Origin of the sequence: Pseudomonas sp. SCB32, from assembly GCF_009189165.1 — a bacterium.
Lineage (GTDB): Bacteria > Pseudomonadota > Gammaproteobacteria > Pseudomonadales > Pseudomonadaceae > Pseudomonas.
The window spans coordinates 1,455,821-1,469,733 of record NZ_CP045118.1 but is presented as its reverse complement, the minus strand read 5'-3'; the positions used below and the strand labels follow the sequence as shown (position 1 = coordinate 1,469,733).

Sequence of the window (13,913 nt, the reverse complement as noted above, 5' to 3'; positions counted from 1 at the left end):
AGGCCGCTGGCCGTGGAAACCCTCTACTTCTCGCCGATGCTGCTCGGCCTCAACCTGATGCTCGCCAGCGCCATCGCCTGCACCGGCCTCTGGTACTTCGCCCGCCCCTACCGTGGTCCCGGCCTGTGGATGAGCGGCGCCTGGATGCTGATCCTCGGCATCCTGCTGTTCATGGGTTTCATGGCCAGCGGCAACAAACTGCTGAACATCCTTGGCAACGCCACGCAACTGGCCGGCGAGGCAACCCTGCTGCTGGGCGTGTACCGCTTTCTCGACCTGCCGGTGCCCTGGCGAATGGTCCCCATCAGCGCCGGCGCGATGTCCCTGGCGCTGAGCTGGCACTGGTGGCTGGCGCCGATCAACTCCGAATACCTGATCGCCATCTACGCCACCATCGGCGGCCTGCTGCCGATCCAGGCGTGCCGGGTCCTGCTGCGTGCGCCGGGCGAGCCCGAGCTGCGCGGCGTGCGTCACTTCGTGGCCATCGCGCTCGGCGGCTACGCCCTTGTCACCCTGGCGCGCGCCGGCATCGGCCTGCACGACGGCCTGCACGGCATCGAGCACGCCGACGTCACCCGCTCCTTCAGCTACCTGCTGCCCTACAACATCGGCATTCCGCTGTGGGTCATCGCCCTGGTCGGCATGGCGCTGATGACCATGCGCCGCATCCTCGCCGACAGCCAGCGCCACGCCCGCGACGCCGCCGCCAGCGCCGAGCGCTTCGAGCGTCTGATGCAGGTCGCCAACGCCGGCATGCTGGTGCTGCGCGAAGGCCGTGTGGTCGATGCCAACCCGATGCTCGAACGCATGCTGCTCTGGTCCCGCGAGCGTCTGATCGGCCAGGACTTCGGCGAGCTGTTCGTCAGCGAGGCCAGGGACGACCTGCTGGCCCTGCTGGCCAGCGCCGACGGCAAGCCCCACGATATCCTCGCCATGCGCGACGATGGCAGCACCTTCGCCGCCGAACTGAGCATCGAGCGCCTGGCCGACGGCCACCAGCAGGTGGCGGAGATCCGCGACGTCAGCCACCACAAGGTGCTGGAAAACCAGCTGCGCCAGCTCGCCACCCTCGACCCGCTGACCAGCGCGCTCAACCGTCGCGCGTTCCAGGCCCAGGCCGAACGCGAACTGGCGCGCAGCGCGCGCTATGGCACGCCACTGAGCCTGGCGCTTCTCGATCTCGACCATTTCAAGCGCGTCAACGACCAGTACGGCCATGCCGTCGGCGACCTGGTGCTCTGCCGCTTCAGCGAGCTGTGCCGGCAGCAGGCGCGCAGCACCGACCTGTTCGCCCGCTTCGGCGGCGAGGAGTTCGTCTTCCTCCTGCCCAGCACCGAGGCCGAGGCCGCCCGGCACTTCCTCGAACGGCTGCGGGAAAACCTGCAGAACCTCAGCCTCGAGGTCGAGGGCGGTGTGCTGCGGGTCAGCGTCAGCATCGGCCTCGTCTCGGTCGACACGCCCTGCGGCCTGGCGCAACTGCTCGAACAGGCCGACCGCGCGCTGTACCGGGCCAAGGCCAACGGCCGCAACCGGGTGGAGTGCACGCCGGCCTGAGCGGCTCAGGCAATGCCGTTGAGGAGCAGCGCTTCGCGCAGGTGCTCGATGAAGGCGTGAATCTTCCGCGTCGCCCGGCGATTGCTCGGGTACACGGCAAGGATCTGCGCACCGAAGGTATCGGGCTCGAAGTAGAACTCATCCAGCACCGTGACCAGCCGCCCGGAGCGCAGGTGCTCCAGCACGCTCCAGCGCGGGCACGGCAACAGGCCATGCCCACCCAGGCAGGCCCTGAGCAGCACCTCCTGGTTATCGCTGCTCAGGCGACCATAGCGCGGCGTCGAGTAGCGCTCGCCGGCCAGATCGAACCACCAGCGGTCCTCCAGCGCCGGATGGCGGTAGATCAGGCATTCGTGCTCGATGACCTCGCTCGGGTGCCTGGGCGTACCGCGCCGCGCCAGATAGGCGGGACTCACGCAGACCACCAGGCGGCTGCTGGCCAGGGGCTGCGCGATCAAGCCCGGCAGGTCGCTGTTGCCCATGCGCAGGGCGAGGTCGTAGCGGCCGTCCAGCAGGTCGAGGTAGCTGTCGGAGAGGTCCACCTGCAGGCGCACGTCCGGATGCTGGGCGAGGAAATCCGCACAGGCCTGGTCGAGGAAGGCCGGGCCGAACACCAGCGGCGCGGTAACCCGCAGCACGCCCCGCAGGCTGTGATGCAGCTGGGCAATCTCCTCGGTGGTTTCCCGCATGCGTTCCAGCACTTCGCGAGCGCCTTCCAGGTAGAGCTGGCCAGCCTCGGTCAGCGACATGCTGCGCGTGGTGCGCTCGAACAGCCGGGCGCCCAGCTCGCTTTCCAACAGGCCGATGGCCTTGGTCACGGCAGAGGGCGTCTTGCCGAGCCGCTCGGCGGCGCGGCTGAAACTGCCGGTTTCGGCACTGGCGACGAACATCTCCAGGCTGCTGAACTTGTCCATATTCGTTCCAAACGTTCACAAGTGTTATGAGCGATGGCGCCTTTCTGGCCGCCGGCCACCCCGATAGCCTCTTGCGCAGACCAATAAAAATCAACCGGCACGCAAGGTAACCTCATGCACACGTGGCTCAAAGGCGCACTGGCAGTAGCGATCGCGCTCAGCACTTTGGAAGCACAGGCACAGAACGCGGACCTGATCCTGCTCAACGGCAAGGTCTTCACCGCCGAACCCGGCCAGGCGCTGCAACAGGCGGTCGCGGTGGCGGACGGCAAGGTGCTGAAAGTGGGCAGCAACGACGAGATCCGCGCCCTGGGCGATGCCAAGAGCAAGGTCATCGACCTTGGCGGCAAGGTACTGATGCCGGGCTTCATCGACAGCCACTCGCACTCCGTCTTCGGCGGCCTGGAGCTGATCTCCGCCAGCCTGGTCGACGAGCAGATGGACCTCGACGCCTTCGTCAAGCGCCTGAAGCAGGACCGCGACAGCGGCAAGGCGCGGGTCGGTGACATCGTGGTGATGAACGGCATGAACTCCAGCTACTGGTCCCAGGCCGACGGCCTCGCGCAGCGGCTGAACCACGGCGAGTGGGCAAAGGTCCCGGTCGTCCTCATCGGCAGCGACCACCACACCGCCTGGGCCAACGCCGCCATGCTCAAGCGCGCCGGACTCGACGCCAAGCGCGTGCGCAGCCTGAGCGCGCTGGAACAGCAGAACATCGCCCACGACAAGAACTTCAACCCCACCGGCTTCACCGTTGACTCCGGTTTCGACCTGGTCGCCGCCGCCATGCCGGCCGCCGACGCCAAGACCATGGACCGCGCCGGCCAGGCCGCCGTGAAATACAACAACAGCTTCGGCATCACCGCCTGGATGGACCCGGCCGCCAACGGCAGCCCCGGTCAGGCGCTGTTCGCCATCAAGCCCACCGAGCAGACCGTCGGCGTGCTGCCGGTGTACCGCAACCTGGCCCGCAACGGCCAGCTCACCGCCCACGTCGCGGCGCTGCAGGTGGTCAATCCGAAGAGCACCCCGGCCGATCTCGACGTGATCGACAAGGTTCGCCAGCAATTCCAGGGCATCCCCAACCTGACGCTGCCGGGCATCAAGGTGTTCGCCGACGGCGTGATCGAATTCCCGGCCCAGTCCGCCGCGCTGCTGGATGACTACAAGAACAGCCACAAGCCCGGCGAGCTGCTGATCGACCCGAAGCATTTCGGCGAACTGGTCAGCGCCGCCGACGCCCGTGGCTGGCTGGTGCACATCCACGCCATCGGCGACCGCGCGGTGCGTGAATCGCTCAATGGCATCGAGCAGGCGCGCAAGGACCGGCAGAGCGGCGTCACCCATTCTATCACCCACCTGCAGTTGGTCACCCCGCAGGACTACCCGCGCTTCAAGCAGCTGGGCGTGATCGCCTCGATGCAGCTGGACTGGGCCACCGCCGAAACCTATACCGTCGACCTGGTGAAGCCCTACATCGGCGATGACCAATACCGCGGCATGTACCCGGCAAAGTCGCTGCTGAACAACGGCGCCACCATCGCCGGCGCCAGCGACTGGCCGGTATCCACCCCGGACCCGATGAAGGCCATCTACCAGGCCATCACCCGCAAGGGCGACATGGGCGTGCTCAACGCCGAGCAGGGCGTTGACCGCGAAACCATGTTCTACGCCTACACCCGCAACGCCGCGCAGGCCATCGGCCTGGACAAGCAGATCGGCAGCCTCGCCCCCGGCAAGCAGGCCGACATGGTCATCCTCGACCGCGACGTGTTCAGCGTGCCCGACGAGCAACTGGCCGAAGCCCGCGTGCTGCACACCCTGTTCGAAGGTCGCGAGGTCTACCGCGCCGACGACGCTCCGGCTCTCTGACCGAGCCGGGCTCCTGCGCCGGGGCTTGAACACCTCCGGCGCCCTGCCCGCCAGCCCAGCCCACTCTTCAAGTCCCTCGGTGACGTCGAGGGGCTGGCGCTGCGCGGGCCTTTTCGCACTGCCCCACACACAATCACAAAAAAGGGACATCCGCATGAACCGCCCGCAATGGCTCATCGGTGCGCTGCTCACCTGCGCGCCGCTCACATCCACCCTGGCCGTGGAGCTCAACCAGGACTTCCTCCTGCAGATCGATACCGCCCTGGTCAGCGACTATCGCACCCGCGGCATCTCGCAGACCAAGGGCGACCCGGCCGCCCAGTTCGGCCTCACCCTGCAGCACGTCAGCGGCCTGTACGTGGGCAGCTGGACCTCCAACGTCGATTACGGCTATGGCTACAAGACCCGCCAGGAAGTGGACTACTACGCCGGCTGGTACTGGCAGGCCAACGAGGACGTGGCCCTGGACCTGGGCTACACCAAGTACACCTACCCCAAGTCGAGCGAGTTCAACCAGAGCGACGTGTACGCCATCCTCCACGCTTATGGCTTCGAGGCGGGGGTCTACTACGGCAATGACTACCCCAACTACTACGGCGACAAGAACAGCAACCTCTATACCTACCTGGGCTACAACGCCGAACTGCCGGCCGAATTCAAGCTGCGCACGCGCTTTGGCCACAACGACGCCAAGGACCCGCTCTACGTCTCCGGCAGTGAAGATACCCGCAACGGCTACAACGAGTGGGAGGTCAAGCTGAGCCATGAACTGGTGGGGCTGGACTGGTCGCTGAGCTACATCGACACCGACCTTTCGCAGAACGAGTGCTTCAACAACCAGGGTTACAAGGACGTCTGCACCGCCACCGTGGTGGCCGGCGTGTCGAAGACCTTCTAACGCAGGGCGCTCGGGCGGGGTGGCCGCGCGCCCCGCTCGCCCTGCAGGGCGATCAGGCACAGCGCCAGCGCGGCAATATTGGTGCTGACCGGATTGAAGGCCCCCAGCAACAGCTGCGGCACGAACAGCGCCACGTCCGCCAGCAGGGCCAGCAAGGCCACGACGGCAAGCCAGAGCGGCCAGCGGCTGCGACGCAGCAGGAGGATGGCTAGCCCCAGGACCATCTCCGCGGCACCCGCGGCCTGGGCGATGCGCACCGTCGACAGCGGCCAGTCGTGGGCCTCGATCATGCGCACTTCATCGGGACTCAGGAACAACAGCTTCGGCACCAGACCGTGGTAGAGGAACACCACGCCCAGTGCCAGACGCGCGATGGCGGCGCTACCCATTGCCCAGGAAGCGACCGCGGAATTCCGGCGACGGCACCAGGCAGCGGTCCTCGCGGCCGAACAGGCGGTAGCGGTTGAGGGCGATACGGTCATAGAGCCAATCGCGCAACGACATGGGCACCAGCCACAGGACGCGCAGCCAGTTCCACGGCGCCGGCAACTGGCCAATCACGCGCAGGAAGGCTTCGCTGCGGTCGTAACCGCAGTGACCGTCGATGTACAGCATGGTGTCGAAATAGTCGGTGGGCAGTCCGAACCAGTCGAGGATCGCCTGGCCTTCGGCCGACTGCACGCTGCACAGTTTCATGCGCTGGTCGCGGTCATGACGCAGCAGGAATCGGCTCCAGCCATTGCACAAGCGGCAGGCGCCGTCGAACAGCACAACTTTGTCACCGGGAAGCATGTTGGGGGGCAGCGGCATGGCCTCGTCTCCGGAACCCTGGTCCGCACACTCTGCCCGCCGTATGTGACAACTACGGGTTTTCATCGCTCACCCATTGGCCAATGAATACAACCGGTACTCCACCCAGCCCGGCCCCAACCGCCCCTCGCCCACCGCAAGCAGATGGTTCAGCCAACGGTAGCGTTCATCGCCTACCTCGAAGCGCGGCTGGATCATGAAGTAGGTGTCACCATACTCCGTGCTATCGCCCCGGGATACCGCCGTGATGATCTTCGGATTGGCCACCAGCAGGCCGTTGTGCTGCATCAGGATCCGCGCGCCATCCTCCGTGCGCAGCACCAGGCGCACCTCCAGGTGCCAGCCGCCATCGTTGTCCACCAGGATCCAGTCGCCGCCGCCCGGCAGCACCTCACCGTTCAAGCGCCGGCCCTGGAAAGTGCCGCCGCCGGCGGCCGAGATCAGGCGCTGGCCGTGGGGCACCCGGCCGATTTCCAGCGGCACGCTCGCCTTCACGCTCATGGTCATCAGCGGCTCGAGTTTCATCGACAGCTCCTGCAGGACATCGTCATCGATCCTTGAGTAAAGCAGCCCGCTCCGGCGCCAGCCACGCTCAACCGAAGCGCCCTTCTTCAACCGAACCGGTAACGCAGCAGCCGCCCCATTCGCCGCAGCGGCGGAATCGCCAGGGTGATCCGGTAGAGCAGGCGCACCCCCAGGGACATCCGGGCGATCTGCGACTCGGCGTAGGGCGCAACTGCATCGACGAAGCGCAGGCCGGGCACCTGCGCCTCCAGTTCGGCGGAGTCGTCGATACCCCAGTGCAGGATGGCGCCGGTCCTGCGGATCATCGGGTGGTACTGCATCCAGCGGATGCCCTGGCGGGTGTAGCCATCGAAGATCAGCTCGCCGCGGCCACAATGCGCCACCAGCGCGCGCAGCAGCCAGGGCACCGAATCACTGTCCACATAGGGCAGCACACCCTCGGCGACGATCAGCACCGGCCGACCGACCGGCACCACCCGCCACCAGTCGGGCGTGGTCAGCGCGCTGGGCACCAGGTGGCAGTTCTCCCGCGCCGGATACAGGCGCTCGCGCAGGGCGATCACCTCGGGGAAGTCCACCTCGAACCACTGCACGGTTGACGGCGGATCGATGCGCCAAACCCGGCTGTCGAGCCCGCAGCCCAATTGCAGGACCACGGACTGAGGATGGCGCGTGAGGAAGTCGCGCACCCAGTCGTCGAACAGCTTGGCGCGCAGCGCTACACCGATCTGTCCGGAGCGGCCGATGTGCAGGCGGGCGAAGTCGTACTCCACCCGGTCCAGCGCCCGGCGGGCGACCTTGTCGTGCAGCAGGCTGTCCGCCAGCTCGCTTTCCTTCGCCTTGGCATAGAAGGTGATCAGCAGCGTTTCCGGCGTACCGCGCAGACCGATGCGTTCCACGTCACTCGTGCAGGTAGTAGAGCTTGTTGATGATCGACCACTGCGAGCCGATGCGCAGCAGCGACAGGTAGTCGGTGAAGTGCATGCCCAAGAATTCGTCGGTGACCTTCGCCACCGCACTGTCGCCAGTGATATCCAGCGACTTCAGCTCCCACACCGGCGGCGCGCCCGTCGTTGGCGGTGACTCGGCCTTGATCGCGCCGATGAAGTCATCCAGCGTTGCCCACTCCAGGTCGCCGTGGTAATTGCCGATGATCTTGCAGGATGGATGGAACGCCTGGCGCAACCTGGCTTCATCGGCGAAGGTCATGCCCTCCACGTAATCCGTGAGGACCCTGTTGATGGCGGCGCTTTCCGCCGTGTAGTTGGTCATCTGTGCTGCCCTCCCCACCGGTGCGTCCGGTATCGGGGAAGGCTAGCACCCTGCCCCGGCCACACCGGGTGCGGCGACGACCGGGGCGGCGGTCAGCCACCCACCCGGCCGGGGCGAGACTGCAGATAGTTCGCCAGTGCGGCAAAACGCTGGCGCGTGGCCCGCTCGAAGAATCCCGCCACCCAGGCATCCAGCCACCGCCCCAGCCAGCGCGGGCGTATCGCCAGGTCGAAGCTGTACAGCAACTCGGAGTGCCCCGCCGCAAGGTCGCGATGCTGCAGCGTGGCCGCCCACTGCCGGAACGGTCCGCTGGGCTCGACCAGCACGGCAGCGGCACGCCTGGGCGGATCGAAGTTGACGAAACGCGTGCGCAGCATGAAGCAGCGCCGTATCCCCCGCCCGCGATTCACCGATACCGCGCCGATCGACGGGTGGGTTGCCCCACCTTCGACGTACGCCTCTGACAACAGCGTGTCCCAGCGCAGACGCTGGCGATGATCATGGAAAGCCTCGAATACCGCCTCGGCGGGCGCCGGCATGATGAATCGCAGACGGCGCACGGCCACGGCGTCAGACCACCGCCAGGTGCCGCTTGCGCGTCGGCGGCGGGAAGGCGGCGTCGAACAGCTCCAGGTCCTCGGCGCTCAGGCGCAGCTGCAGTGCGGCGGCGTTGTCGCGCACGTGCAGCGGCTCCACCGCCTTGGGAATGGCGATCACGCCCGGCTGGTGGATCAGCCAGGCCAGCGCCACGCGGGCCGGGGTGGCGTCGTGGCGGGCGGCGATTTCGGCCAGTGCGCGATGACGCAGCAGGTTGCCGCCCTGCCCGACCGGACAGTAGGCCATCAGCGGCATGCGCTGCTCCTGGCACCAGGGCAGCAGGTCCCACTCGATACCGCGCTCCTCCAGGCTGTACTGCACCTGGTTGGTGGCGCAGGCCGGCTCGTTCAGCTCCTGCATGTCGTCGAGGTCGAAATTGGACACGCCCCAGCGGCGGATCTTGCCGGCCTCGCGCAGGCGCTCGAAGGCCTCCACCGTTTCCTCCAGCGGATACTGGCCGCGCCAGTGCAGCAGGTAGAGGTCCAGGCAGTCGGTGCGCAGACGCTTCAGGCTGCGCTCGCAGGCCTCGGGAATGCCGCGCCGGCTGGCGTTGTGCGGATAGACCTTGCTGACCAGGAAAACCCGGTCGCGCAGCCCGGCGATGGCCTCGCCGACCACCTCCTCCGAGCCGCCCTCGCCGTACATCTCGGCGGTGTCGATCAGGGTCAGGCCGCGCTCGATGCCGTCGCGCAGCGCCGCCACTTCGCGCGGGCGCTCGGCACGGTTCTCACCCAGGCGCCAGGTGCCCTGGCCGATGGCGGGAACGGCGGTGCCGTCGGCGAATACCACAGTGTTCATCACGTGCTCCTTAATCGTTGGGTTGCGGATCACGGGGCCAGCCGCCCATCGAGGCAGCGGGCTGGACAGGGTAGCGCAGCCGACCGGATTTCGCGTGGGGCTCAGTGCCAGGGGTCGTAAGTGCCAAAGCTCCAGATATGCCCTTCCGGATCACGACAGGTGAAGCCCTGGCCGCCGTAGTCCTCGTCCTTGATGTCGATGACGATCTGTGCGCCGCCGTCCACCGCCGCGCGGTACAGCGCCTCGGCATCCTTCACCACGACATAGATGCTCTGGGTGCAGCCACCGACCTCGTCCGGCTGGCGCATCAGCCGGCCGTACTCGTTGTCGTGCAGCGAGCCGAGCATCAGCAGCCCGCTGCCATCGGCCAGCACCAGTTGCGCATGGGCAATGCCACCGTGCTCATCTGCCACCACCAACTGGCGCCGGAAGCCGAAGGTGGCGCACAGCCAGTCGATGGCGCGCGGCGCATCGCGGTAGCGCAGGCAGGGAATGACGCTGGGGCGGGCGGCTGGAACGGGCGTGGACATGGCGATCTCCGGCGCAAGGCAGGCGCAATGTTTCCAGCATAGCCGCCCGCTTTCACCCACTCAGCGAGGACACCCCGGCAAGCCGATGAAGCCAATGCACGGATGATCGAAGCGCAATTTCCTGCAAGACCGATTCCGGACGGGCCCGTAGTGTCTGGCAAGTCAATTAAAGGAGAACGCCATGACCACGCGCCAACCTATCAACCTTCAGGACAAGCTCTCGGGCATCCACGAAACCTGGCAGCCGCGGGTGATCGCCGAGATGAACGACTACCAGTTCAAGGTGGTAAAGCTGCACGGCGACTTCGTCTGGCACAGCCACGCCGACACCGACGAGACCTTCATCGTGCTGGAGGGCGAACTGCGCATCGACTTCCGCGACGGCCCGCTCACCCTGCGCGCCGGGGAGTTGTACGTGGTGCCGCGCGGCGTCGAGCACAAGCCTTACGCCGAGCACGAGGTGCAGGTGATGCTGATCGAGCCGCGCGGGGTGCTGAATACCGGAGACGTCGGCGGCGAGCGCACGGCGGAGAATGATCGCTGGGTATGACCACCCCGCGCTTAGATATCCAGCAGGTCAGCATGGATCCCCAATGCTTTCGCAACTTTCTCCCGCGTGGGTTTGCGCGGTCGGGTAGCGACCTCCTGCTGGGCATAGGCCGACTGGCTGATGCCGATGCGCTCGGCGACTTCCGCCTGGGTCAGCCCCAGGTGCCTGCGCCAGGCGCCGATGGCGGTCAACCCCTCCTTGACCATGAAGCCCACCACTTCGTTGGGCACCAGATCCTCCCTCGGGTGGCTGGCGATGTAGTCCGCGTAGGGAATGACCACGAAGGCCGGTACACCGTCCGGCCCGTTGATGATCTGCACGTTAGTACGTGTGCTCATCGCGTTTTCTGACCTCTTCGATATTCACGATGTGGATGCCGCCATCCCAGTCGAACAGCACCCGGTAATTGCCTACCCGCAAGCGGTAGCCATAGGCGTGGTTGGCCAGCTTTTTCACATGCTGGACGTTCGGCATCCACGCCGGCTCTTGCACGGCATCGTAGATCGTCGGCTGGTCCGACTTGCCGAGCTGTTTCACGGCCTTTCTTGTCCAGTTGATCCTGTTCATGACTGCCTCGCTGACGAGGCAGGAAATATAAGTAATTTAATAAGCATATTATCGCAACCGCAGCCGATTGAGGCTGCGATCTCAGCGGATGCTGAACACCGCGCTGGGTCTGACCGTCGATCGACTGCACCTTGCAGCGCCGATCAGCGGCCGTGGCCGGCATCGGCCCGGCTGCTATGCCTGTGAAGAGGAAACCGCTCCCAGCCATAGGCTGTAACGCCTGGGATACACGGGCGCGACCCTGGCAGCGGTGCCGATTCGGGTCCGCGAATCTTGCCTGCCCGGACCCGGGCTGGAGGTGCGACGTGCTCTATCTGGTGCATTGGACCATTCCCATGGAAAACCGCGACAAGGTCATCCAGCGCTTCCTGCAGACCGGCGGCCAGCCGCCGGCCAACGTCAAGCTGGTCGGCCGCTGGCACGCCATGGGCCACATGCTGGGCTTTGGCCTGGCGGAAGCCGAGAACCCCCTCGACCTGCAGCGCTGGATGCTGCAATGGACCGACCTGATGAATCTTCAGGTGCACCCCGCGATGACCGATGCCGAATACGCCCCCTTGCTGGTACAGCAGATGGAAGCGTCGACCTCGGTCAGTCCCTGATGGCGACTTCCGCCGGCTTCGCGCCGAAGCGCTTGCGGTAGTCGCTGGGTGACATCCCGGTGATCTTGCGAAAGGTGCTGCGGAACGAGCCGGGATCGAGGTAGCCGACCGTATAGGCGATGTGGTCCACCGTGCCGTTGGTGAACTCCAGCAGCTCCCGCGCCTTGCCCACCCGCAGGTGCTGGCAGTACTCGGTGGGCTTGAGGCCGGTGGCCGCCCGGAAGCGGCGGAGGAAGGTACGCTCCTCCAGCCCGGCCTGGGCGGCCATCGCCGGCAGGCTCACGTCCACCGCGCCGTTGCCCTGCAGCCAGTGCTGCACCTTGAGGATCGCCGCGTCGCCATGGCCCAGCAGCGGGGAGAAGTTGCTGCCGCATTGCTGGGCGCTGTCGCTGTGCTCCACCACCAGGAAACGCGCGGTGCGCGAGGCGATGCTGGGCCCCAGCAGGCGGTCGACCACGCGCAGCCCCACTTCCGACCAGGCCATCAGTCCGGCGGAGGTGATCAGGTCGCCGTCATCGACGATGGGCTTGTGCGCCTCCAGGCGCACCTTGGGGAAACGCCGGCCGAAGGCTTCGGCCCCGCTCCAGTGGGCGGTAGCGGAGCGACCGTCGAGCAGGCCGGCCTCAGCCACCAGCAGGCCGCCGATGCACACCGAGCCGACGATGGCGCCTTCGCCGTGACGCGCGGCCAGCCAGTCAGTGAGATGGCGCAGCGGCGCGGCATCGGGCAAACCGAACAGCGAAGGCGGCACCAGTACGGCAACCAGCCGGCTTTCGACATCAAGCTGCTGGTGAGAGAGGGAATCGAAGACGCGCCGCGGCTCGCCGCCGTCCTCGCCGGACCAGTGGCTGACCCGCAGCACCGGCAGTTGTTCGCCGGCCTCCTGCGCGGCGATCCGCTCGGCCACCGCGAACAGGTCGGTCAGCCCGTGCAGCGCCGCCGTCTGCACACCGGGATAGATCAGCAGCCCGATCTCGACGACGCGCCTTTGCCCAACCATTGTCAGTTTACCCCCTGTTATTGTCGTTCCAACTGATCCCCGCTGTGCGCGCGGCGAACCATACTGGTGCCACTTCTCCACTCCCCCACTCGAAGAGGATTTCGGAAATGGCAAAGCAAGCGCTCATCCTAGTGGATATCCAGAACGACTACTTCCCTGCCGGCAAATGGCCGCTGGTCGGCATCGAGCCCGCCGCCAGCCAGGCCGCCAAGGTACTTGCCGCCTTCCGTGAACGCGGTGACCTGGTGGTCCATGTCCGCCACGAATTCGAAAGCGCCGACGCGCCCTTCTTCGCTCCCGGCAGCGAAGGCGCGCAGATTCACGCGAAAGTCGCCAATCTGCCCGGCGAAGCCGTGGTGCTCAAGCACTTCGTCAACTCGTTCCGTGGCACCGACCTCAAGGCGATCCTCGACAAGCACGGCATCGAGTCCGTCGTCGTGGTCGGCCACATGAGCCACATGTGCGTGGATGGCGCCGTCCGCGCCGCCGCCGACTTCGGCTACAGCGTCACCGTTCTGCACGACGCCTGCGCCACCCTGGACCTGGAGTTCAACGGTGTGAAAGTGCCGGCAGCCCAGGTGCACGCGGCCTACATGGCATCCCTGGCATTTGCCTACGCAGAAGTGGTATCGACCGCCGAGTACCTGAACCGCTGATTCGTACGGTTCGGACAAAGGGCCTCCACGGAGGCCCTTTGTCGTTCAGAAATGCTCCGAAACATTGCCGAAGAATCGACGAAGCAAGACGTGAGAAGTTGCCCAACGCATGGCCGGCTTTCCGCTATCATCGTGGCTCAATCGCCTGCCGATAAGGACATCCCATGAGCGTTTCGTCGATCGTCACCCTGGCCATCATCGCTGGCGCGATCTTCCTGCTGATCAGCGTCTTCAACCGCCTGGTGGCGCTGCGCAACCGCTACCAGAACGCTTTCGCCCAGATCGAAGTGCAGCTCAAGCGCCGCTACGACCTGATCCCCAACCTGGTGGAAACCGCCAAGGCCTACCTCAAGCACGAGCGCGAGACCCTGGAAGCGGTCATTGCCGCCCGTAACGCCGCTGTCGCTGGTCTGAAGGCCGCCTCCGAACAACCCGGCGACGCCGGCCGCATGGCGCAACTGGCCGCCGCCGAGAACGCCCTGGGCGGCGCGATGGGGCGCCTGAACGTGACCCTGGAAGCCTATCCGGACCTCAAGGCCTCGCAGAACCTGCAGCAGATCAGCGAGGAGCTTTCCAGCACCGAGAACAAGGTGGCCTTCGCCCGTCAGTCCTACAACGACTCGGTGATGGACTACAACACCTACCGCCAGTCCTTCCCCGCCAACTTCCTGGCCACCACCTACGGCCACAGCAAGGACGCCAGCCTGCTGGAGTTCGAGGACAGCAAGGAAATACAGTCCGCACCGAAAGTCGCCTTCTGACCTGAAC

Annotated in this window: 19 protein-coding genes; 7 read left to right on the top strand and 12 right to left on the bottom strand. The window is 66.2% G+C overall.

Annotation, left to right across the window (positions count from 1 at the left end):
- Positions 1-12 precede the first annotated feature (12 nt).
- On the top strand, positions 13-1,554 hold the full coding sequence (locus GA645_RS06825) for a sensor domain-containing diguanylate cyclase (protein ID WP_152221162.1): 1,542 nt from the start codon (positions 13-15) through the stop codon (positions 1,552-1,554).
- A 5-nt stretch (positions 1,555-1,559) separates the two neighbouring features.
- Here the strand turns inward: GA645_RS06825 and GA645_RS06820 are convergent, their stop codons facing one another.
- Positions 1,560-2,468: a LysR substrate-binding domain-containing protein gene (locus tag GA645_RS06820; protein ID WP_152221160.1), complete on the bottom strand. Its 909-nt coding sequence runs from the start codon at positions 2,466-2,468 to the stop codon at positions 1,560-1,562.
- A 114-nt stretch (positions 2,469-2,582) separates the two neighbouring features.
- On the opposite strand from GA645_RS06820, the gene GA645_RS06815 reads away from it, so the two are divergent.
- The gene (locus tag GA645_RS06815; protein ID WP_152221158.1) at positions 2,583-4,340 is read left to right on the top strand and encodes an amidohydrolase; all 1,758 of its coding nucleotides are present in this window, start codon (positions 2,583-2,585) and stop codon (positions 4,338-4,340) included.
- A gap of 154 nt (positions 4,341-4,494) precedes the next feature.
- On the top strand, positions 4,495-5,238 hold the full coding sequence (locus GA645_RS06810; protein WP_152221156.1) for a TorF family putative porin: 744 nt from the start codon (positions 4,495-4,497) through the stop codon (positions 5,236-5,238).
- On the opposite strand, the gene GA645_RS06805 is transcribed toward GA645_RS06810, so the two are convergent.
- From GA645_RS06805 to GA645_RS06770, 8 genes are all read right to left on the bottom strand, one after another.
- Positions 5,235-5,627 (bottom strand): DoxX-like family protein, encoded by a 393-nt coding sequence (locus tag GA645_RS06805; protein ID WP_152221154.1) that lies wholly within the window; start codon positions 5,625-5,627, stop codon positions 5,235-5,237. The genes GA645_RS06810 and GA645_RS06805 overlap by 4 nt on opposite strands.
- On the bottom strand, positions 5,620-6,048 hold the full coding sequence (locus GA645_RS06800; protein ID WP_152221152.1) for a thiol-disulfide oxidoreductase DCC family protein: 429 nt from the start codon (positions 6,046-6,048) through the stop codon (positions 5,620-5,622). Before GA645_RS06800 ends, GA645_RS06805 begins: the two co-directional genes overlap by 8 nt.
- Positions 6,049-6,117: 69 nt before the next feature.
- The gene (locus GA645_RS06795) at positions 6,118-6,573 is read right to left on the bottom strand and encodes a DUF3237 domain-containing protein (protein WP_152221151.1); all 456 of its coding nucleotides are present in this window, start codon (positions 6,571-6,573) and stop codon (positions 6,118-6,120) included.
- A gap of 86 nt (positions 6,574-6,659) precedes the next feature.
- Positions 6,660-7,472 (bottom strand): class I SAM-dependent methyltransferase, encoded by an 813-nt coding sequence (locus GA645_RS06790; RefSeq protein WP_152221149.1) that lies wholly within the window; start codon positions 7,470-7,472, stop codon positions 6,660-6,662.
- 1 nt (position 7,473) lies between these two features.
- Positions 7,474-7,845, bottom strand: coding sequence for a nuclear transport factor 2 family protein (locus GA645_RS06785; protein ID WP_152221147.1), 372 nt, complete (start codon positions 7,843-7,845; stop codon positions 7,474-7,476).
- Between the two features lie 92 nt (positions 7,846-7,937).
- Positions 7,938-8,384, bottom strand: coding sequence for an SRPBCC family protein (locus tag GA645_RS06780; protein ID WP_372239801.1), 447 nt, complete (start codon positions 8,382-8,384; stop codon positions 7,938-7,940).
- A 31-nt stretch (positions 8,385-8,415) separates the two neighbouring features.
- Positions 8,416-9,240 carry an aldo/keto reductase gene (locus GA645_RS06775; RefSeq protein ID WP_152221143.1) on the bottom strand — a complete coding sequence of 275 codons (825 nt, stop codon included), beginning with the start codon at positions 9,238-9,240 and terminating at the stop codon, positions 8,416-8,418.
- Between the two features lie 101 nt (positions 9,241-9,341).
- Positions 9,342-9,770 carry a VOC family protein gene (locus GA645_RS06770; protein WP_152221141.1) on the bottom strand — a complete coding sequence of 143 codons (429 nt, stop codon included), beginning with the start codon at positions 9,768-9,770 and terminating at the stop codon, positions 9,342-9,344.
- A gap of 181 nt (positions 9,771-9,951) precedes the next feature.
- Between GA645_RS06770 and GA645_RS06765 the strand changes: the two genes are divergently transcribed.
- Positions 9,952-10,320, top strand: a complete 369-nt coding sequence (locus GA645_RS06765) for a cupin domain-containing protein (RefSeq protein ID WP_152221138.1) — start codon at positions 9,952-9,954, stop codon at positions 10,318-10,320.
- 11 nt (positions 10,321-10,331) lie between these two features.
- Here the strand turns inward: GA645_RS06765 and GA645_RS06760 are convergent, their stop codons facing one another.
- Together GA645_RS06760 and GA645_RS06755 are read right to left on the bottom strand one after the other, a co-directional pair.
- Complete coding sequence (locus tag GA645_RS06760; protein ID WP_152221136.1) at positions 10,332-10,658, bottom strand: helix-turn-helix domain-containing protein; 327 nt, start codon at positions 10,656-10,658, stop codon at positions 10,332-10,334.
- Positions 10,642-10,887 (bottom strand): type II toxin-antitoxin system RelE/ParE family toxin, encoded by a 246-nt coding sequence (locus GA645_RS06755; RefSeq protein ID WP_152221133.1) that lies wholly within the window; start codon positions 10,885-10,887, stop codon positions 10,642-10,644. The genes GA645_RS06760 and GA645_RS06755 overlap by 17 nt, the downstream gene beginning before the upstream one ends.
- A gap of 305 nt (positions 10,888-11,192) precedes the next feature.
- On the opposite strand from GA645_RS06755, the gene GA645_RS06750 reads away from it, so the two are divergent.
- On the top strand, positions 11,193-11,489 hold the full coding sequence (locus GA645_RS06750) for a DUF3303 domain-containing protein (RefSeq protein ID WP_152221131.1): 297 nt from the start codon (positions 11,193-11,195) through the stop codon (positions 11,487-11,489).
- Here the strand turns inward: GA645_RS06750 and GA645_RS06745 are convergent.
- The gene (locus GA645_RS06745) at positions 11,479-12,489 is read right to left on the bottom strand and encodes a GlxA family transcriptional regulator (RefSeq protein ID WP_152221129.1); all 1,011 of its coding nucleotides are present in this window, start codon (positions 12,487-12,489) and stop codon (positions 11,479-11,481) included. The genes GA645_RS06750 and GA645_RS06745 overlap by 11 nt on opposite strands.
- 107 nt (positions 12,490-12,596) lie before the next feature.
- On the opposite strand from GA645_RS06745, the gene GA645_RS06740 reads away from it, so the two are divergent.
- Both GA645_RS06740 and GA645_RS06735 read left to right on the top strand, forming a co-directional pair.
- On the top strand, positions 12,597-13,145 hold the full coding sequence (locus tag GA645_RS06740; protein WP_152221127.1) for a cysteine hydrolase family protein: 549 nt from the start codon (positions 12,597-12,599) through the stop codon (positions 13,143-13,145).
- A gap of 164 nt (positions 13,146-13,309) precedes the next feature.
- On the top strand, positions 13,310-13,906 hold the full coding sequence (locus GA645_RS06735) for a LemA family protein (RefSeq protein ID WP_152221125.1): 597 nt from the start codon (positions 13,310-13,312) through the stop codon (positions 13,904-13,906).
- Positions 13,907-13,913 lie beyond the last annotated feature (7 nt).